Annotated in this window: 21 protein-coding genes and 1 riboswitch; of the genes, 11 read left to right on the top strand and 10 right to left on the bottom strand. The window is 47.6% G+C overall.

The features are described 5' to 3' along the window. Window positions 1-195, bottom strand: a 195-nt coding sequence (locus Q384_RS08335) for a transposase family protein (protein ID WP_169740850.1), incomplete at its 3' end; no start/stop codon positions are given. 203 nt (window positions 196-398) lie between these two features. Between Q384_RS08335 and Q384_RS08330 the strand changes: the two genes are divergently transcribed. From Q384_RS08330 to Q384_RS08320, 3 genes are all read left to right on the top strand, one after another. Then, a complete protein-coding gene (locus Q384_RS08330) occupies window positions 399-1,139 on the top strand; it encodes a hypothetical protein (protein ID WP_037587147.1) in 741 nt (246 codons plus the stop codon). A gap of 68 nt (window positions 1,140-1,207) precedes the next feature. Further along, window positions 1,208-1,253: riboswitch (PreQ1 riboswitch) on the top strand. 4 nt (window positions 1,254-1,257) lie between these two features. Next, window positions 1,258-1,737, top strand: coding sequence for a preQ(1) synthase (gene queF / locus Q384_RS08325; protein ID WP_037587146.1), 480 nt, complete (start codon window positions 1,258-1,260; stop codon window positions 1,735-1,737). Window positions 1,738-1,979: 242 nt separating this feature from the next. Then, window positions 1,980-2,654, top strand: coding sequence for a 7-cyano-7-deazaguanine/7-aminomethyl-7-deazaguanine transporter (locus Q384_RS08320; RefSeq protein WP_037587145.1), 675 nt, complete (start codon window positions 1,980-1,982; stop codon window positions 2,652-2,654). 80 nt (window positions 2,655-2,734) lie between these two features. Here the strand turns inward: Q384_RS08320 and leuS are convergent, their stop codons facing one another. Beyond that, window positions 2,735-5,374 carry a leucine--tRNA ligase gene (gene leuS / locus Q384_RS08315; protein WP_037587144.1) on the bottom strand — a complete coding sequence of 880 codons (2,640 nt, stop codon included), beginning with the start codon at window positions 5,372-5,374 and terminating at the stop codon, window positions 2,735-2,737. Between the two features lie 276 nt (window positions 5,375-5,650). Between leuS and Q384_RS08310 the strand changes: the two genes are divergently transcribed. Then, window positions 5,651-6,307 (top strand): SCO family protein, encoded by a 657-nt coding sequence (locus Q384_RS08310; RefSeq protein WP_037587143.1) that lies wholly within the window; start codon window positions 5,651-5,653, stop codon window positions 6,305-6,307. A 90-nt stretch (window positions 6,308-6,397) separates the two neighbouring features. Here the strand turns inward: Q384_RS08310 and trpE are convergent, their stop codons facing one another. The 5 genes from trpE to Q384_RS08285 all read right to left on the bottom strand — a co-directional run bounded on the left by trpE (window position 6,398) and on the right by Q384_RS08285 (window position 11,328). After that, complete coding sequence (trpE, locus tag Q384_RS08305; RefSeq protein WP_037587142.1) at window positions 6,398-7,873, bottom strand: anthranilate synthase component I; 1,476 nt, start codon at window positions 7,871-7,873, stop codon at window positions 6,398-6,400. Window positions 7,874-7,878: 5 nt separating this feature from the next. Continuing rightward, window positions 7,879-8,322, bottom strand: a complete 444-nt coding sequence (locus Q384_RS08300; RefSeq protein WP_037587141.1) for an FxsA family protein — start codon at window positions 8,320-8,322, stop codon at window positions 7,879-7,881. Between the two features lie 157 nt (window positions 8,323-8,479). Further along, a complete protein-coding gene (gene gltS, locus Q384_RS08295) occupies window positions 8,480-9,703 on the bottom strand; it encodes a sodium/glutamate symporter (RefSeq protein ID WP_037587140.1) in 1,224 nt (407 codons plus the stop codon). A 164-nt stretch (window positions 9,704-9,867) separates the two neighbouring features. Beyond that, complete coding sequence (locus Q384_RS08290) at window positions 9,868-10,413, bottom strand: hypothetical protein (RefSeq protein WP_037587138.1); 546 nt, start codon at window positions 10,411-10,413, stop codon at window positions 9,868-9,870. Between the two features lie 288 nt (window positions 10,414-10,701). Continuing rightward, complete coding sequence (locus Q384_RS08285) at window positions 10,702-11,328, bottom strand: flavin prenyltransferase UbiX (RefSeq protein WP_037587137.1); 627 nt, start codon at window positions 11,326-11,328, stop codon at window positions 10,702-10,704. A gap of 70 nt (window positions 11,329-11,398) precedes the next feature. On the opposite strand from Q384_RS08285, the gene Q384_RS12700 reads away from it, so the two are divergent. The 5 genes from Q384_RS12700 to Q384_RS08265 all read left to right on the top strand — a co-directional run bounded on the left by Q384_RS12700 (window position 11,399) and on the right by Q384_RS08265 (window position 14,757). Further along, the gene (locus tag Q384_RS12700; RefSeq protein ID WP_051940756.1) at window positions 11,399-12,013 is read left to right on the top strand and encodes a hypothetical protein; all 615 of its coding nucleotides are present in this window, start codon (window positions 11,399-11,401) and stop codon (window positions 12,011-12,013) included. 48 nt (window positions 12,014-12,061) lie between these two features. Beyond that, entirely contained in the window at window positions 12,062-13,306 is a 1,245-nt protein-coding gene (locus Q384_RS08275; RefSeq protein WP_084224445.1) for an LD-carboxypeptidase, read from the top strand. A gap of 76 nt (window positions 13,307-13,382) precedes the next feature. Further along, window positions 13,383-14,111 carry a DNA repair protein RecO gene (gene recO / locus Q384_RS08270; RefSeq protein WP_037587136.1) on the top strand — a complete coding sequence of 243 codons (729 nt, stop codon included), beginning with the start codon at window positions 13,383-13,385 and terminating at the stop codon, window positions 14,109-14,111. A gap of 93 nt (window positions 14,112-14,204) precedes the next feature. After that, on the top strand, window positions 14,205-14,348 hold the full coding sequence (locus Q384_RS13335; RefSeq protein ID WP_156956509.1) for a hypothetical protein: 144 nt from the start codon (window positions 14,205-14,207) through the stop codon (window positions 14,346-14,348). 175 nt (window positions 14,349-14,523) lie between these two features. Then, window positions 14,524-14,757 carry a FeoA family protein gene (locus Q384_RS08265; protein ID WP_037587135.1) on the top strand — a complete coding sequence of 78 codons (234 nt, stop codon included), beginning with the start codon at window positions 14,524-14,526 and terminating at the stop codon, window positions 14,755-14,757. Window positions 14,758-14,843: 86 nt separating this feature from the next. Here the strand turns inward: Q384_RS08265 and Q384_RS14345 are convergent, their stop codons facing one another. Further along, window positions 14,844-14,978 (bottom strand): hypothetical protein, encoded by a 135-nt coding sequence (locus tag Q384_RS14345; RefSeq protein ID WP_281174525.1) that lies wholly within the window; start codon window positions 14,976-14,978, stop codon window positions 14,844-14,846. 190 nt (window positions 14,979-15,168) lie between these two features. Here Q384_RS14345 and Q384_RS08260 point away from each other — a divergent pair, with 190 nt between their 5' ends. Both Q384_RS08260 and feoB read left to right on the top strand, forming a co-directional pair. Beyond that, a complete protein-coding gene (locus tag Q384_RS08260) occupies window positions 15,169-15,405 on the top strand; it encodes a FeoA family protein (RefSeq protein ID WP_037587134.1) in 237 nt (78 codons plus the stop codon). Continuing rightward, window positions 15,402-17,744 (top strand): Fe(2+) transporter permease subunit FeoB, encoded by a 2,343-nt coding sequence (gene feoB / locus Q384_RS08255; RefSeq protein ID WP_037587133.1) that lies wholly within the window; start codon window positions 15,402-15,404, stop codon window positions 17,742-17,744. Before Q384_RS08260 ends, feoB begins: the two co-directional genes overlap by 4 nt. Before the next feature lie 140 nt (window positions 17,745-17,884). Here feoB and yecR read toward each other — a convergent pair whose 3' ends face one another. Further along, window positions 17,885-18,193, bottom strand: coding sequence for a YecR family lipoprotein (gene yecR, locus Q384_RS08250; RefSeq protein ID WP_169740849.1), 309 nt, complete (start codon window positions 18,191-18,193; stop codon window positions 17,885-17,887). A gap of 253 nt (window positions 18,194-18,446) precedes the next feature. After that, a partial coding sequence (locus Q384_RS08245) for a calcium-binding protein (RefSeq protein ID WP_281174523.1) occupies window positions 18,447-18,891 on the bottom strand: 445 nt, incomplete at its 5' end.

Raw genomic sequence — 18,891 nt, 5'->3', positions numbered from 1 at the left:
GTGTGAGGGAATGCAGGGTAAAGAAGGAATTAACTTCTGAAACCATTCAATTTTTTCTTTTGCCCATTGCTCCATCTCAACAAAAGTATCCGCCCCTGCCAACGAGGCACATATGGCAATGGTTAAAATGGCAGGCAACGAGTAAGCAATTTTGTGTTTTCCGCGTGGATCTTTAATTTTTACCAATAAATCCAACAAATTATCTGTTTTTTCTATGATGAGTTTCTTTCTGATGAGAATAATTTATGGAAAATAATACACTATGGCTTAATTGATTAAAATGGTGAGAGAAAATTTTTCATGCGATTGCCCTGTTGTAATCACTTCCCGCCCAAGCAACCACTGCCCGTCGTGCTATACTACCCATCATTTCCACACGCTTTTCAGGTAGCCTGAGCATGACGCAACACAATTACATCTTGTGCATGAAATGGGGCGATAAATACGGGGCGGAGTATGTCAATCGCCTTTATCGCATGGTGCAGCGCAATCTGTCTTTACCGTTTACCATGATATGCCTCACCGACAATAGCGAGGGCATAGACCCAGCGGTGCAGTGTTACCCGATTCCCGAACTGACTCTGCCCAACGGCTTGCCCGAACGCGGCTGGAAAAAACTCACTACATTCAGCCGCGATTTATACGGCTTACACGGCACGGCTTTATTTTTGGACATTGATATTGTGATTATCGACAATATCGACGGTTTCTTTACTCAGCCTGCCAACCGCGATGATGAAGTGTGGATTATTCGCGATTGGAAAAAACCGTGGCGCATGGTGGGCAACAGTTCGGTGTATCGCTTTCAAATCGGCGCATTTCCGCAATTATTGGACTATTTCCGCAATCATTTCGATGAAATTCGCACGCGGTTTCGGCATGAGCAAGCATTTTTGTCGTGGTATGTGCGCGAGTTTCACCAATTAAGCTATTGGCAAGCAGATTGGTGTTTGAGCTACAAATACCAAGTGCTGAAAAAACCGCCGTTTTCATGGTGGCAAGCACCGCAAAAACCGACACACGGTAAAATAATTGTGTTTCACGGCGAAGTGAATCCGCCCGATGCTATTGCAGGCGGCGGCGGCAAGTGGTATCGCAAGGTACTGCCTGCGCCGTGGCTGAAAGATTATTGGCAATAACAGAGCATTTATCTGTTTTAAGGCTGTCTGAAACTTTTCAGGCAGCCTGTTGTTCGCTACAATGCCGCCTCACTGTGGTTCGTAAACCCGCCCACAATAAAAAACTAGGAAACCCTCAATGAGACACGCCGAAGAATTGGACGGTGTTACCCTCTTGGGCGGTGCGCAAACAAATTATGCTTTTCAATACGCGCCGCACATACTGGAAACATTCACCAATAAACACCCTGACAACGATTATTTCGTTAAATTTATCTGCCCTGAATTCACCAGCATCTGCCCGATTACCGGACAGCCGGATTTTGCTTCGATTTATATTGCCTATCTGCCGCAAAACAAAATGGTAGAAAGCAAATCTTTAAAACTGTATCTCTTCAGCTTTCGCAATCACGGTGATTTTCATGAAGATTGTGTCAATATCATCATGAAAGATTTAATCGCACTGATGCAGCCAAAATACATCGAGGTGTATGGTGAATTCACGCCGCGCGGCGGTATTGCCATTCACCCCTATGCCAACTATGGGCTGCCTGAAACGCCTTATGCCGATATGGCTGCCGAACGATTGCGCCGTTTTTCTCTGCGCGAACGTGATTAAGTTTGTTTAATACCAAAAAGCAAGCGTTATTTTTCAGGCAGCCTGAAAAATAAAACCAGCATCATGGCAAGTTTTGTATTCGATACAGCACGCTTATTCAGCATCAAAATATTGAAAAGCAAATGGCTAAGCCCTGTATCTTACTGCAATGATTTTTTACGCCACTCACAAAACAACATTTAAGAAACCAAAAAAACCATTGATATTTTCAGGTTTTTATTGAATCCAAGAGACAATACTTTATGTACGAATTAACCATTGAACAACAGCACAAAGCCATTAAATGGCTTGTTTTCTGGCACATCGTGGTGATTGCCGCCAGTAATTATTTGGTGCAATTTCCGTTTACCGTTTTTGGTTTACACAACACATGGGGTGCATTTACTTTTCCGTTTGTGTTTTTAACCACCGATTTAACTGTGCGCATTTTTGGGCGTGAACCGGCGCGGCGGATTATTTTTTGGGCGATGCTGCCCGCGCTGATTGTGTCGTATTTGGTATCGGTGTTGTTTCAAGACGGCGGCTGGGTGGGCGCGGGGGCATTAGCCCAATTCAATGGTTTTGTTGCCCGAATTGCTTTAGCCAGCTTTGTTGCTTATGTATTCGGGCAGCTGCTTGACATTACTGTATTTAACCGCTTGCGCCAATTAAAAAACTGGTGGGTTGCTCCTGCGGCTTCCACGCTGTTGGGCAGTGCTTTGGATACTTTAGTGTTTTTCTCGGTGGCATTTTTTATGAGTCAAGACCCGTTTATGGCACAGCATTGGCCGCAAATCGCTTTATTGGATTACGCCTTTAAAATCACCATTTCTGCCCTGTTTTTCCTGCCGGCATATGGTTTATTACTGCGCTATTTAACCCATAAACTGATTGTGCTGAAAACCATGCCGCCTGCCGCAAACGCTGCCAACCCATAACGCTCATCAGCAATCAAAATAAAAAAGACACGAAACCCGTGTCTTTTTTTGTGAAACCGTTAATCGATTTTGCGTTTGGGTTACACCACAATATTCACCAACCGCCCTTTTACCACAATGATTTTTTTCGGTATTTTTCCGTCAATAAATCTTTGCGCGCCCTTTTCTGCCAATGCCGCCGCTTCAATGGCCGACGATTCAGCATCAGCGGCAACGGTAATCGAGCCGCGCAATTTGCCGTTCACTTGCACCATCAGCGTGATTTCATCTTGCACCAAAGCCGCGTTATCGACCACAGGCCAAGCGGCTTCCCACAAAGCCGTTTGCGGATGAATTTCCTGCCACAGGGTTTCGCTGATGTGCGGCGCAATCGGCCACAATAAGCGCAAAGCGGCTTCCAACACTTCTTGAGCAACGGCTCTGCCCGTTTCATCTTGGCACGGGGTTTTGTCGTATTGGTTTAACAATTCCATTACCGCTGCAATGGCGGTATTGAACTGCTGGCGGCGGCCGTAATCATCGGATACTTTGGCGATGGTTTGGTGTAATTTCAAACGCAAGGCTTTCAGTTCGGCAGACAATGATTCTTGGCTACCTGAAAAGGCTTGCACTGCATCGCCGCTTTGGCGGTATTCATACACCGTGCGCCACAGGCGGCGCAAGAAGCGGTGCGCACCGTCCACACCCGCATCAGACCATTCCAATGATTGTTCCGGCGGCGAAGCAAACATCATGAACAAACGGGCAGTATCCGCACCGTAGGCATCAATAATCGCCTGCGGATCAACGCCGTTGTTTTTGGATTTGGACATTTTTTCAATGCCGCCAATCTGCACAGGCAAACCATCGCTTTTCAGCACAGCAGAAAGCGGGCGGCCTTTTTCATCACGCAATAATTCCACATCTTGCGGCGCAATCCACTCTTTGCTGCCGTTGGCGGCATCACGGTAATAGGTTTCACACACCACCATGCCTTGAGTCAGCAGCCGTGCAAACGGTTCATTCACATTCAATAAACCTTCATCGCGCATCAGCTTGGTGAAAAAACGGGCATAAAGCAAGTGCAAAATGGCGTGTTCAATGCCGCCGATGTATTGATCAACATTCAGCCAATAATCTGCCGCGGCTTTGTCCACCATGCCCGTATTGCACTGCGGCGAGGCATAGCGGGCGAAATACCAGCTGGATTCTACGAAAGTATCCATGGTATCGGTTTCACGCCGAGCCGATTTACCGCAGCAAGGGCAAACCGTTTCGTAAAACTCGGGCATTTTTGCCAAAGGCGAACCTGCGCCGTCAGGTATAACATTTTCAGGCAGCCGCACCGGTAATTGGTCTTCGGGAACAGTTACATCACCGCAATCCGCACAATGAATCACGGGAATGGGGCAGCCCCAATAACGTTGCCGCGAAATACCCCAATCGCGCAAACGGTATTGGGTTTTCGGTGCGCCTGCATTTTTGCTTTGCAATACATCGCCCACAGTGTCAAAGGCTGCCTGAAAATCCAAGCCGTCCAAAATACCGCTGTTGATACAATGGGTATTCTCTTTATCGGCATACCATGTTTGCCATGCGGCGGTATCAAACACATTGGCGGTATCGGCAGACACAATCACTTGCTTAATCGGTAAATGGTATTTTTGCGCAAATTCAAAATCACGCTCATCGTGTGCCGGCACTGCCATAACCGCACCGTCGCCGTAACCCCACAATACGTAATTGGCAATCCAAACAGGCAAAATTTCACCGTTGAGCGGGTTCACCGCAAAACGATTACTCGCCATGCCTTTTTTCTCCATGGTTGCCATATCGGCTTCGGCAACCGAGCCCGCTTTGCATTCGGCAATAAAGGCTTGCAATGCCGGATTGTCTTTCGCCGCCGCTTCTGCCAGCGGGTGTTCGGCAGCAACCGCCAGATAGGTTGCACCCATTAAAGTATCGGGGCGGGTGGTATAAACCTGCACATAATCCGCCGCGCTTTCAGGCAGCCCGAGTTTGCTGTCGGCAGTCAGCGCAAAGCGCACAGTCATGCCGCGTGATTTGCCTATCCAATTGCGCTGCATGGTTTTGACTTGTTCCGGCCAGTGTTCCAGTTCGTCTAAATCATGCAGCAATTCTTCGGCATAATCGGTGATACGAAAGTAATACATCGGGATTTCGCGCTTTTCCACAACCGCGCCCGAACGCCAGCCGCGCCCGTCCACCACTTGTTCATTCGCCAACACGGTTTGATCCACCGGGTCCCAATTCACCGCACCGTTTTTTTTATAAATCAAGCCTTTTTTGAATAAACGCGTAAACAGCCATTGTTCCCAGCGGTAATATTCAGGGGTGCAGGTGGCAATTTCCCGTTCCCAATCAATGGCAAAGCCCAAACTTTGCAGCTGCTTTTTCATGTAGGCGATGTTGTCATACGTCCACGCCGCCGGTGCAACCTTATTTTTCATTGCCGCGTTTTCGGCGGGCAGCCCGAATGCGTCCCAACCCATCGGCTGCATCACATTAAAACCGTTCAATAATTTATAACGGCTCAACACGTCGCCAATGGTGTAATTGCGCACATGTCCCATGTGTAATTTGCCCGACGGATAAGGAAACATCGACAAACAATAATATTTGGGTTTATCGCCGCCGTTTGGTGCATTGAAAAGGCGGTGTTGCTGCCAGCGTTGTTGTGCGGCAGGTTCAATCAATGAAGGTTGATAATGTTCTTGCATTTTGAGAAATCACATCAGAAATAATCGGTGTATTATGGAATAGTTGAATATCTTTTTTGTGTGTTGTTTTGATCTGACTTTGAGGGATTTTTTCGCTGATAAGACGTGCCCCAGTGGTTTAAAGCAAATTTAATCAGCGAAAAAAGCACCAAAAGCTGCCAAGAAAACGACGAACAAAAGATACACAACCGTCTCATTATATCAGCTTCATTACACGGCTCTGTATTTCACTTTAAAATACAAGTTTGACCAACACACATATTAGGAAGGAAATCCATGAAACCAATAACGGCACTGTGGTGTGCCTGTGCTTTACTCACCGCTGCATTAACCGCCTGCGGCGGCTCGGCAGAACAGAATAGCACCGCTGCTTCTGCGCCCACACAAGCATCAGCAAGTACACAAACCGGCTTTTCAGGTAGCGATATTCGTGCCGACCACATCGGCGGCGATTTCACCCTTTTGGGACCCGACAATAAACCCGTCAGCCTGCATGATTTTCAAGGAAAAGTGGTGGCTTTGTCATTTGGCTACACCCATTGCCCCGATGTTTGTCCCGCCAATCTGCTGATATATGCCGACGCATTAAAACAGCTGGGCGAACGCGCCAAAGATGTGCAAGTATTGTTTATTTCGGTAGATCCCGACCGCGACACACCGCAGCTCTTGGCGCAATATGCCCCCGCATTCTATCCCGATTTTATCGGCTTAACCGTAAAACCCGATGACGGCGCGGCTTTGGCACAGGTGAAGCAGCAATACCGCATTGTGTCGAGTAAAGTTCCCTCCGATATACCGAATCAATATTTGGTGGATCACAGCGCGGGCACTTATTTAATTGACCAAAACGGCAAAGCGGCGGTTTATGAACCTTATGGTCAAACCGCCGCGCAATTGGCACACGACATAAATTTGTTGCTGGACGGTTCTTAATTGGCTTCCGCCATTTGTCAAAAAAGCAATTGATGATAAACGGCGCGGCATTTACAACGCGTTTTATTTCGGCTTCAGTCCGGCTGAAAACTATTTATCCAAGCCCGCTTGCACCATTTGTGCGGCACGCAATACGGCGCGGGCTTTATTTTGGGTTTCCTGCCATTCGGACTCTTCGTTGGAATCGGCAACAATACCCGCGCCGCTTTGTACATACAATGTGTTGTTTTTAATCACGGCGGTACGAATGGCGATGCACAAATCCATATCGCCGTTAAAACCCAAATAGCCCGCTGCGCCGCCGTAAACCCCGCGCCGAAGCGGCTCCAGCTCCTCAATAATTTCCATGGCGCGGATTTTGGGCGCGCCTGAAAGCGTTCCTGCCGGAAAAGCGGCGGCAAGAATATCCATATTGCTGATGTTGTCTTTGAGTTCACCTTCCACATTGGAAACAATGTGCATCACATGAGAATAACGCTCAATCACCATTTTGTCGGTTACTTTTACTTGACCGACTTTGCTGACGCGCCCGACATCGTTGCGCCCCAAATCAATCAGCATGACATGTTCGGCAATTTCTTTTTCATCACTCAATAATTCTTGTGCCAAGGCGGCATCTTGTTCAGGTGTTTTGCCGCGCAAACGCGTGCCGGCAATCGGGCGAACGGTTACGCGGTTTTGCTCGCGCCGCACCAAAATTTCAGGCGATGAACCCACCACAAAAAAATCATCAAAATGGTAGTAAAACAAATAAGGCGAGGGATTCAGTGTCCGCAAAGCGCGGTAAAGGCTGAGCGGATTGTCGGAAAACGGCAGTTTGATGCGCTGGCTGGGAACAACCTGCATGCAATCACCGTCTAAAATATATTGGCGGATTCGACGCACATAGTTTTTAAAAACAGCTTCTCCGGTTTCACATTCGGCATCGGTTTGACGGCTGCCCAGCGATAAGGGCAGGCGCACACTTTGGCGCAAAGCAGTACGCAATTCTTCCAGCCGTTCACGCGCCAGTTGATAGCCGTCGTTCAGTGCGGTATCCGCATAAACAATCAAGTAAATTTTACCCGAAAGATTGTCCACCACCGCCAATTCCAAGGACAACATCAACAACATATCGGGCGAACCGATGCTGTCGGGCTTGTCGGCTTGCTTTAAACGGTGGGCAATTTCTTCAAAATGATAAATGGTTTCGTAGCCGAAATAGCCAACCAAACCGCCGGTAAACCGCGGTAAATTGGGAATTTCCGGTGTATTAAAGGCTGCCTGAAAACGCTCAATGAACGGCAGAGGATTGCCGTTGTGGCTTTCCGTCAAAACATGATTGCGGTAAACATCGGTGCGCTCACCGAATACTTTCAAATAAGTATCACACGGTAAACCGATAAATGAATAACGCCCGAAACGTTCACCGCCAACCACGGATTCCAATAGATAACTATACGGTTTGTTGGCAAGTTTCAAATAAATGGACAGCGGCGTATCCAAATCCGCCAGTAATTCCTGCACCAGCGGAATATGGGTGTAACCTTGCCGGACTTGTTGCTGATATTCAGAAAAACTGATCATGGCTTTTATTCTTTATTTGGCGGCAGGGTTTCAGTGGTATTCGGCACAGGTTCAACGGTGTATTCGGCATCAATAATGTCATCACTTTGATATTGCGGTGAATAGCCATTGCCCGTAACATCAGGCAAGGGCTTGCCCTTAAACGGCAACATCAAACCAATTGCCACCAAATCAGAAAAAAAGCCGGGGCTAACCAGCAATAAAGCCGCCGCCACAAAACGAATCGGCCAAAGCATTTGATAAATCGACACATTTCTCGGCGACTTAATCACCGAACCCGCCATCAGCAGAGCCGACATGCCCAAATGACGCAGCATCAAACTGCCCAAGACAATATCCGCCGCAATCAGTAAGAACGTCCAGCCTGCGCCAATCCAATCGGCTGCCAGAATAATAGATGTCAATTCCAGCAATGCCAATATCGGTAAAATCCACACGCCCAATCGCATAAAATTCCTCTGGTCAGGTAACTTGGATAAAATGAAGACTGTGGCTTATTTGATAAACCACATCAACATTTCTCTTTACTCACTGCACCATGTGCTTCTGCATCATCAAAACATATTTTGTTTTCAACACAGACACACAAGCCATTACAACCCATATTTAATGCAAAAACGACAAACTGGCAAAAAATTGCAATACCGCTGCATTAACCAAATCAATAAAAAATGCACCCACCATAGGAACAATTAAAAACGCTTTGTGCGAAGGACCAAATTTTTCGGTAACCACCTGCATATTGGCAATGGCAGTGGGTGTTGCCCCCATACCAAAGCCGCAATGACCAGCAGCCAAAATCGCCGCATCATAGTCTTTGCCCATTAAACGGAAAGTAACATACGACGCATACAGTATCATTACCACGGTTTGCACCGCCAAAATAATCAGCACCGGTCCTGCCAAACCCGCCAATTCCCACAACTTCAAAGATAAAAACGCCATGGCAAGAAATAAAGACAAAGAAGCATTACCAAAAACGTCAATGGCACGGTCAAACATTTTCACATTAAAGGCATTCACCAACACATTGCGCAAAACCACACCGCCGAACAATGCCCACACAAATGTCGGTAATTCAAAGACTGCCCCTTTAAACACGCCTGTCATAATGTGGGCAAAACTCAAACAAGCGGCAAAAAGTGCCATGGTTTCCACCGCGGAAGTGGCGGTTATGAGGCGGGTTTGCTCCGGTCCTTCAAATTGATAAACCCTGCTTTGCTCATCATCAATGTGCTGCGGTGCATTGAGGTTTTTCATTTTCAAATGTTTCTGAATCAACCGTCTTGCTACCGGACCGCCGATTAAACCGCCGGCAACCAAGCCAAAAGTGGCTGATGCCATGCCAAGCGTAACCGCACCGTTAATATGGTACTTGTTTTCAAAGATTTCACCCCAAGCACCCGCAGTACCGTGCCCGCCTGTTAAAGTGATGGACCCCGTTATCAAACCAAGCAAAGGATCTAAACCCAATAAACTTGCCAAACCAATGCCCACCACATTTTGAACCAAAATAAATACCGATACCAGCACCAAAAAAACCACCAAAGGTTTGCCGCCGGCACGCAAACGTGAAAAATCAGCACTCAAGCCGATAGAAGAAAAGAAAACCAACATGAAAGCATTGCGAATGCTGCTGTCAAATGAAAAGGTATTTCCGAATGCCAAATGAATTCCATATAAAACAACCGCTGCCACCAAACCACCCACTACCGGGTCGGGAATATTAAAATCGCGAAGAAATTTAATTTTGTTCACTAATGCCTTACCAAGCAGTAAAACCAAGGTAGCGAGAATTAACGTGTGATACGAGTTAAATGTCCATTCCATAAAACAATACTTTCCTGACTCAATAATTGAAATTACCCATCTTAAGCGACAGATTTGGTTACCCTAAGCAGCAACTAAGGTTGTGCATTTTACGCACGGGTACTGCAAAATAAAAGTTTTTAAAGATATGTCCCAAATCAATAACAAAGCATTGGTGTTCGGATTTATTGCCGAAACAAGGTGTGGCAGCCAAACTGCGCGGCAACAGCGCGGCGCAAGGATAAGCTATTGCCAACAACGCCCAAGTCTTGCGGTGCGGTGGTTTCGGTTTCCATAATCAGCATTTGCTGCGGACGGGCGGCGTGCAAACTCATGCGCATCTGGGCTGCCTGAAAAGCCAAACCATGTTTGGCGGCAAAGGCTTTGGCTCGCTGATTGGCGCATTTGAGCATGGGCATCAGCGTGATGTCCAAATGAAACACCCGCACACCAAAAATCAAGATACGGGCAGCAAACCAATCGGCTTCTTCAGTAATGATGTCAGGCGTTTTGGTCTGAAAATCCAACCGTTCGGCAGCAATTAAGGCAGCCACCATGCGCACTTGCGGGATTAATGCTTCACTGATGGTCAGCGGCGCGTCTAAGCCCAATTCGGGCAAACACAAATCATGGCGATGCTGGTTGCCGTTAACCAGCATATACCAGCGGCACAACTCCCGAACAGGTGCAGCATTTGGGGTCTGTGAAAAGGCTTTGGGTAATGCGCTCATAACGGCTTCTCCGTGTGGGATTGTGTTGGTTTTATGCGGTTTTCAAATCAATGCGGCATAAAAAAAAGCCACCTCAAATTTCAGGGGCGGCTTCACTTTTTCTTGGTTTGCTGAAGTGTGTTACACAAACGCAAAAAAGTACCGCACCGAGGTGGGGTACCAGTAGCAATAAGCAAAAGAAGAAAAGGCGTTCGTATTCATAGGGCACAGATTAAAACAATTTACCCAACATTGTCAATAGCCACTGCAAAAAAGCAGCAATTAAACGAATAAATTCGTATAACCCGTTCACTTTCCGCCCCATTTCGGCATCAAATTGTGTGGAATCCGCAACTGATCCAAAATGCGTGCCACCACAAAATCCACCAAATCGGCAACACTTTGCGGGCGTTGATAAAAGCCCGGGGCAGCCGGCAAAACACACACACCCAAACGCGCCAATTTCAAAAGGTTTTCCAGATGAATGGCGGATAACGGCATTTCGCGCGGCACCACAATCAACAGCCGCTTCTCTTTGATGCACACATCAGCGGCGCGTTCAATTAAATTATCAGACATACCCGCTGCAATTGCCGCCACACTGCCCATGCTCGCAGGACAAATCACCATGGCATCGGCAACATGGCTGCCTGAAGCGGGCGGTGCAAACCATTCATTTTTACCGAAAACCCGCAATTGCTCGGCGCGCACCTGAAAATGCGCACACAGCATTTTTTGGCATTGCGCAGGGTCGGCAAGTAAGGCAAAATCGGTTTCCTGCGCCGCCACCGTTTGCGCTGCCGACGAATACAGAAGCCAAACCGTTTTATCGGCGGCAAGCAAGCATTCCAATAAACGCAAACCATAAGCCATACCCGATGCACCAGTAAAGGCAAGTGTGATGGTGTGAACAGCTGTTGTGTCAGGGTAAAGCATGGTTAAAGCCAATAAATTAAGAATACATCGCTGTTATTATAAAGCTCTTTCTGCTTATTGCTTTTAAAAAATGAATTATTTCAATAACAAGAAAAATACCTTAATCCTTTGGTTTACTGTATTTTTAACCCTTTTACTGAATGCCTGCGCTTTACCGCCGGTTCAATCAGATGCGTCAGGCGGCAAAGCCAATGACGCAGTGAAACGCACACCGGAAGAAACCCGCTTGCCGCGCCGCACAGAAGCCCCTGTTGTTGTCGAACGCATCAATAAACCGGCAGCAGAAGTTGGCCGTTGCCTTCAAGAAGAATTACAAAATCAATTTCGCTTACCTGCTGAATTCTTTAGTGTCAAATCCTATACAGACCGCGCCCAAACGGTTTTTCTGGTTAATCCGTTTACCAAAAAACAAGGTATTTTAATGGACGTAGCGGAACTGAATCCGCGCAACAGCGAAGTGCGTTTATACGCCAACGGTTCAACCGTGTCTGAAGCATGGAAACAATTTCCTGCGCTTTGCCGCACAGGCAACTACAAAATTCCCAAAGCCCCTCCCAATACCATTGTTACCAGCCAACCAAAACCGCCCAAAAAAGCAAAGACAACAAAGGCAGCCGCATCAAACAGTAAAACAAAAAAAACAGTTAAACCCACGGCAAAAAAAACACAGAAAAAAACACGTTAATCTCTTTTCAGGCTGCCTGAAAACAAATCATCACGGAAAATGAAGACGATGAATACCACACCCATTGCCCGCCGCGGCTTCCTGAAAGGTTCTGCTGTTTTGGCAGGTGCGGGGTTATTACAGGCATGCAGTACACCAGCACCCAAGATCAGCCGCATCTCAGCATCATCTTTATCGTCTTTTCGCCGTTCAATCTCCCCAAAAACAGGAAACCCCATGCTGCGTATTTTTGCCTCTTCCGGCTACACGCCTGATCCGGCACGTTTAATGATTGGTTTGCGCCGCTTGCAAGATGCAGGATTTGTAATCAGCAATGAATCGGCGGCATACCGCCGTTTTCAGCGATTTGCGGGCAATGACAACGAACGCATTGCCGACTTACAAGCGGTGGCTTCAGGCAGTACAGCCATGCCGAAAGTATTGATGGGCGTGCGCGGCGGTTATGGTGCCATGCGCTTATTGCCGCACATTGATTGGGCAAGTTTGGGCAGCCGAATGCGCGAAAACGGCACTTTGCTGTTCGGTTTCAGTGATGTCTGCGCCATTCAGCTCGCTCTTTTGGCACGCGGCAATATGCCCAGCTTTGCCGGACCGATGCTTTACAGTGAATTCAGCAAACCCGTACCATCGCTTTACACCATGCAGGCATTTATTTCAGGCAGCACCAATCCGCAAAACAGCATCACGGTATCGGCAATTCAGGCACGTGATGTTCGTGCCGAAGGCGTGTTTTGGGGCGGTAATTTAAGCGTATTGGCGGCTTTGGTCGGCAGCCCGTATTTTCCCGACATCAGCGGCGGTATTTTGTTTTTGGAAGACGTGGGCGAACAGCCTTACCGCATCGAACGCATGCTGCAAACCTTGCATTTGGCGGGCGTATTGCGCAAACAGCAAGCCATTGTACTGGGGGACTTCCGCATGGGTTCAATCACCGATATTTACGACAGCAGCTATACATTCCACCACGTGATTCAAAACATCTCACGCGTGACGAATGTACCGATATTGAGCGGCTTTCCATTTGGACACATCGCCAACAAAGCCACTTTCCCGTTGGGTGCACACGCCCGCATTGAGCCGTTTAACGGCGGCTACCAAGTATCTTTCAGCGGCTATCCCACGCTTGATGCCGCCGCATTGTCACTAAACACCTTGATTGCACCGCCGCCGATATTAGACAACAGCAGCCAATCCGCATCAGAAAGCAACACCGCAAAAGCCGGAGATATTAAAGAAGAACGCGGCGAAGAAATCGGTGAAGGCGAAGAAACCCGCAAAGAAGAGGCAGAATAAAAATGTTTGCCTCATTTTCTGCCCTGTACCAATCGCTTTTCAGGCAGCCTGTTTGTTTATCAGCCCATTGATTCCCATGTCCGCAGACTCCCGCGTTAATCACGAGCCCGCTTTTTTACTCAGCACCATACCTTGGCGCGAAAGCAGCTTGCTGGCTGAAATGTTTACCCGCCATTACGGGCGCGTGGTATTGATTGCCAGAAGTGCGCGCAAACGGCAAAGTGAATTGCGCGGTGTATTAACACCGTTTGTTCCGCTTTCGGTGTCGTGGTACGGCACGCAGGAATTGAAAACCCTGCACCGCGCTCAATGGATAGGCGGCTGGCCGTCGCCGCAGGCAAGGGCTTTGTTCAGTGCCTTGTATGTCAACGAATTGATTTTGAAACTTACTGCCCGCGAAGACCCCGCCCCTTTGATTTATGACGCCGTGCATCAAGTGATGTCCGCGCTTTGCCTCGGCGGCGAATCAGCGGCATTGCGTTATTTTGAGTGGGATCTCTTGCATCATTTGGGGTTTGCACCCGACATCACCCAAGATGAAAACGGCACGGCAATTGATGCCGATGCACACTATTACATGCGCCCCGAATATGCACCTGCTTTATTGACACAAATCAATGTGCCGACAACAGAAAAAGGCATCAGCATCTGCGGCGAAACATTGTTGTCATTAAGCAAAAAAACCTTGCATCTCAACACCCGAGCACGCCAAGAAACCCTGCGTTTAACCCGTTTATTACTGGATTTCAGGCTGCCTGAGGGCATACACAGCCGCCGCGTCTTACAACAATTGCGGCAATTTTAAGCGGTATTTTGGAAAGCGCACGGCAATCGAATTCTGTTCAATAACCACAAGCCGCGCCAAGAACCTCCTCACCATAAATTCCCATTTCTGAATATGAAAAAGCAGATTGCCCGCGCCATTGGCAACGGCACGCATTTTCTGAATTCAGGCTGCCTGAAAAATACCCAAGCCCTGCCCTGTTCATTAAAAATCAAAATATTGATGCACCCAATCTGCGGTTTTCGGTTCGCATCGTGAATAAACGGCTTGGTTCACAATGCACATTCGGTTTGATTTTAATCAATTGTGGATTAAATCAATTATCATGCTCGAAAATTTATGCTAAACTGGAATTATTATCATTACTTAATTGATATTTGCCCCACGTCATTTTCGGCGAATATTTGAAATAGAATAAATAAAGGTGAAAACCATGCGTCAATCCTTTCCTTTAATGGCTGCGCCTGAAAACACCTTACTGCGTGTTATCAGCGTAAAAGGCAGCTCTGCCTTCGCCAAACGAATTTCTGAAATCGGTGTGAACCCGGGAGCAGAAATCCGTATTTGCCAGCGCAACGGAGCGGCATTGGTCATCGGGCGTGGTGAAACCCGCTATGCCATCGGCGGCGGCATGGCAAACCGCATTATGGTGTGCGAAGCATCTTAGTACCCTGCTTATTTAATTTTTGAAACCATGTTTGCATTGCTCAAATAAAGGTTTCTGCTGATTTTGCGGCAATTTATACTTACCACTCAAATCGGCATATACGGCTGAACAACAAAGCCATTCACAAAATAAGCCGCTGCCGAGGTAACACAACGTGCCGATGCGTCAATCCGTTGGGCAACACACTGCACAGTAAATAACGGAATAAATAACAGCCCCACGCTTTGCTCTCAATAAAGGTGTGTGTGTAACGATTAACTATTTTGGGGCATCTGTTCAGCCGTGAAAACAAATTAAAAATAAAACGTTATTGAAAACAAGGTGGCATTGCCGCTTTATTTTTTGATCTTAATTTAATAATGATTATCATTGATATTTATTGTACTTGTTTTTTCAGGAAGCCTTTTCAACATGACGACAACACTAAGCGAACTAAAAACCAAAGACCGCGCGAAAGTCAGCGGTTTTGCCGAAACAGGCAAGGCATACCGCAGTAAATTATTGAGCATGGGTTTAACCCCGGGCGCAGAATTTACGGTACAGCGTATTGCCCCGATGGGCGATCCCGTGGAAATCAGCGTGCGCGGCTTTTCGCTGTCTTTACGCAAAGACGAAGCCAACGCCTTAATCGTGGAGAAATTAGCATGAGCCAATACGTTATCAGCTTAATCGGTAACCCCAACAGCGGCAAAACCACTTTATTCAACGCTTTAACCGGCGCACGCCAGCGCGTGGGCAACTGGCCGGGCGTTACGGTAGAGCGCGTGAGCGGTCATTATCATTTGGGCGATCACACCTTTGAAGTGGTGGATTTGCCCGGTACTTATTCGCTGGACGTTGCCGATCAAGAAGTTTCACTCGATGAAAAAGTCGCGCGTGATTACGTCCACACCAAAGAAGCCGATTTGGTGATTAACATCATTGATGCCGCCAATTTGGAGCGGAATTTGTATTTGACCACACAATTGGCAGAAATGAATGTGCCGCTTTTGGTGGCATTAAACATGAACGATGTTGCCGAAAGCAAAGGCATAAAAGTTGATGCGGCGGCACTGTCGGCAAAACTGGGCTGCCCTGTGGTGCCGATTGTGGCGGCTTCTAAAATCGGTATTGACGACTTGAAAAAAGCCATTCTTCAGGCAGCCGCCAATCCGCAGCCGTCCACATTGGTTGTGCGCTACAACGAGCACTTGGAATCAGCCATTGCCGCTTTGCAGCCGCAAATGACTGAAGCGGCAGAAAAACAAGGCATCGCACCGCGCTGGCTTACCGTTCGCCTGCTTGAAGGCGATGATTTGGCGATGAAACTCGCGCCCACACCCGAAGTGGTGCAGCAAGCAGAAGTCTTGGCTGAAAAACTAATCGACGACATGGATATTATGGTGGCAGACGCACGCTACACCTTAGCCAACACCATTGCCGCCGAAACCGCGCAGCGTTCAGGCAAAGCCATGACCGACCTCACCGGACGCATTGACCGCGTGGTGTTAAACCGTGTGCTGGGTATTCCGATTTTCTTGCTGATGATGTATTTGATGTTTATGTTCACCATTCGAATCGGCGGCGCATTCATTGACTTTTTTGACCAATTTTTCGGTGCATTGCTGGTGGACGGCTTAGGTCAATGGCTGGATTCCATCGGTTCGCCCGTTTGGCTCACCACCTTGATTGCCAACGGCATCGGCGGCGGTATTCAAACCGTGGCAACCTTTATCCCCGTTATCGGTTTTCTGTATTTATTTTTGGCAATACTGGAAGACAGCGGCTACATGGCACGCGCCGCGTTTGTGATGGACCGATTTATGCGCTGGGTTGGTTTGCCCGGAAAAAGTTTCGTGCCGCTGATTGTCGGCTTCGGTTGTAACGTTCCCGCGATTATGGCAACACGCACGCTGGAACACCGCCGCGACCGCTTGATGACCATTGCTATGGCACCGTTCATGTCATGCGGCGCACGCCTGCCCGTGTATGTATTGTTTGCCGCCGCATTCTTTCCCAATAATGCACAAAATGTGGTGTTTGGCTTATATCTCATTGGCATTTTGGCAGCCATCATCACCGGTTTGGTGCTGAAAAATACCTTGCTTCAGGGCAAAGCCTCGCCTTTTATCATGGAATTGCCGCCGTACCACTTGCCCACCCTGCGCGGCATCTTTATTCACGCATGGATGCGTTTGAAATCATTCATTATCCGAGCCGGACGCGTGATTGTACCGATGGTGGTGGTCTTGTCCTTTTTAAATGCCATCGGCACAGACGGCAGCTACGGCAACGAAGACAGCGACAAATCAGTATTGTCTGCCATTGGCCGCACCATCACCCCTTTATTCAAACCAATGGGTTTACAAGAAGACAACTGGCCGGCTTCAGTGGGTATTTTCACCGGTATTTTGGCAAAAGAAGCCGTAATCGGTACATTAAATGCCACTTATTCCGCGCTGGGCAGTGGCAGCGGCGATGAGGAAGAAAGCGAATTCAGCGTGGGTGAAGCCGTTAAAGAAGCCTTTGCCACCATTCCTGCCAACTTAAGCGATGCGTTGGGTGCATGGACAGACCCATTGGGCTTGTCTGCCGCTGAAGATGTGGATCAAGAAGCCTTTGCCGAGGAGCAAGAAATCAGCAACAGTATTTTTGGTGCAATGGTAGAACGCTTCGACGGCAGCGCAGGTGCATTTGCCTACCTGCTGTTTATCCTGCTCTACGCGCCTTGCACCGCCGCCATTGCCGCCGTTTATCAAGAATCAGGTACTCGCTGGGCAGTTTTCGTGGTGCTGTGGACAACCGGCTTGGGTTACTGCGTTGCCGGTTTATACTACCAATTTGCCAAATTAAGCGAAAACCCAAGCAACGCCGGCATGTGGATCAGCATCTTGCTGGCAGTCTTGGCAGCAGGCTTTATGTGGCTGCGGCATTTGGGCAAAAACGCCGATTCACTGCTCGAACAAACCCCAAGCAAAAAATCGGCTTCAAGCGGCTGCTGTCATTGATGAAGAATGATTAAGATGTTTAATTAAACGCAAAAACGCCGTTTGTTTTTCACGTTATCCTGCTGTAAATAATTTCAGGCAGCCTGTATGGTTTTACAGGCTGCCTGAAACAATATATCAATAACCCTGTCCAAAGAATTTTATGGCTTTTTGATACATTGATATTTTATGCTCAGACGGGTGCGTGTACAGCGTCGTCCGAATGTTTTTCCAATACAAGTACTTTCAACATCGCCCAAAGCAGAAGCTCCGTCGTTGTAGCCCCACTCGGCACATTTTTCATTGACTACGCGCGCTATATCCGCACGATGAATTTCCCAATTTCCGCGAGATCCGTAATCTGCCGCTGTCGTTAATATCCTATCGGCACGGTTGGCATCCAGCAAAAACCAATTTGTTCGATGATGGGTCGGGGTCGGCGCAGCACAGGCAGCAAGCAATGCAGCCATGACAAGTAGGCTTAATTTATTGACATGTTTTTTCATCATACTTCCTGGTTTTTCCTTGGCGTTGTGTTACATTATTTTCACAAAGTACAGACAATTCTACAATTAAATGTAATTAAATATTTTCGCTGTATTTCTGTTTCTGATTTGTTTTCACTATGCAACACAGCCTGCATTGAACCGCAGTCCAACATAAAAAGGCTGCCTGAAACTTTAGGCAGCCTTTATTGATTAACGTTTATTGGATTGTTCGCACCTACGCCACCCAATGCGCATTTGCCAGCAGCTGCTGCATTTCCAGCGTTTTATCGGCAAACTGCCATGTTTCAATTTGGTAATATGTACTGCTGAACGAATTCTGCACCGTTAATTTATCGCCGTTTTGACCATTCAACACCGTTAAATCATTGCCGACACGTTCCAAAAAGATTTCATCGAACAACACATCTTCAAAACGAACAGTGTCATTATCCACATAACCGCCGCTGTGGTCATAAACCGTATCTTGTCCATGTCCTTTGTTGAACAGATAAGTATCGCCCCCATAACCGCCCGACAAATAATCATTACCCGCACCGCCAATCAGTGTATCCGCACCACTGCCGCCGTAAAGTTTGTCGTCGCCCTCTCCGCCGTCAAGCAAATCATCTTTATTGGATGCCTGAATGGTATCATTGCCCAATCCGCCGTAAATATTGACT

It is taken from the genome of Stenoxybacter acetivorans DSM 19021, from assembly GCF_000745895.1.
Taxonomy (GTDB): domain Bacteria; phylum Pseudomonadota; class Gammaproteobacteria; order Burkholderiales; family Neisseriaceae; genus Stenoxybacter; species Stenoxybacter acetivorans.
The sequence above is the reverse complement of the archived record's forward strand: the minus strand, read 5'-3'. Positions and strand labels throughout refer to the sequence as shown.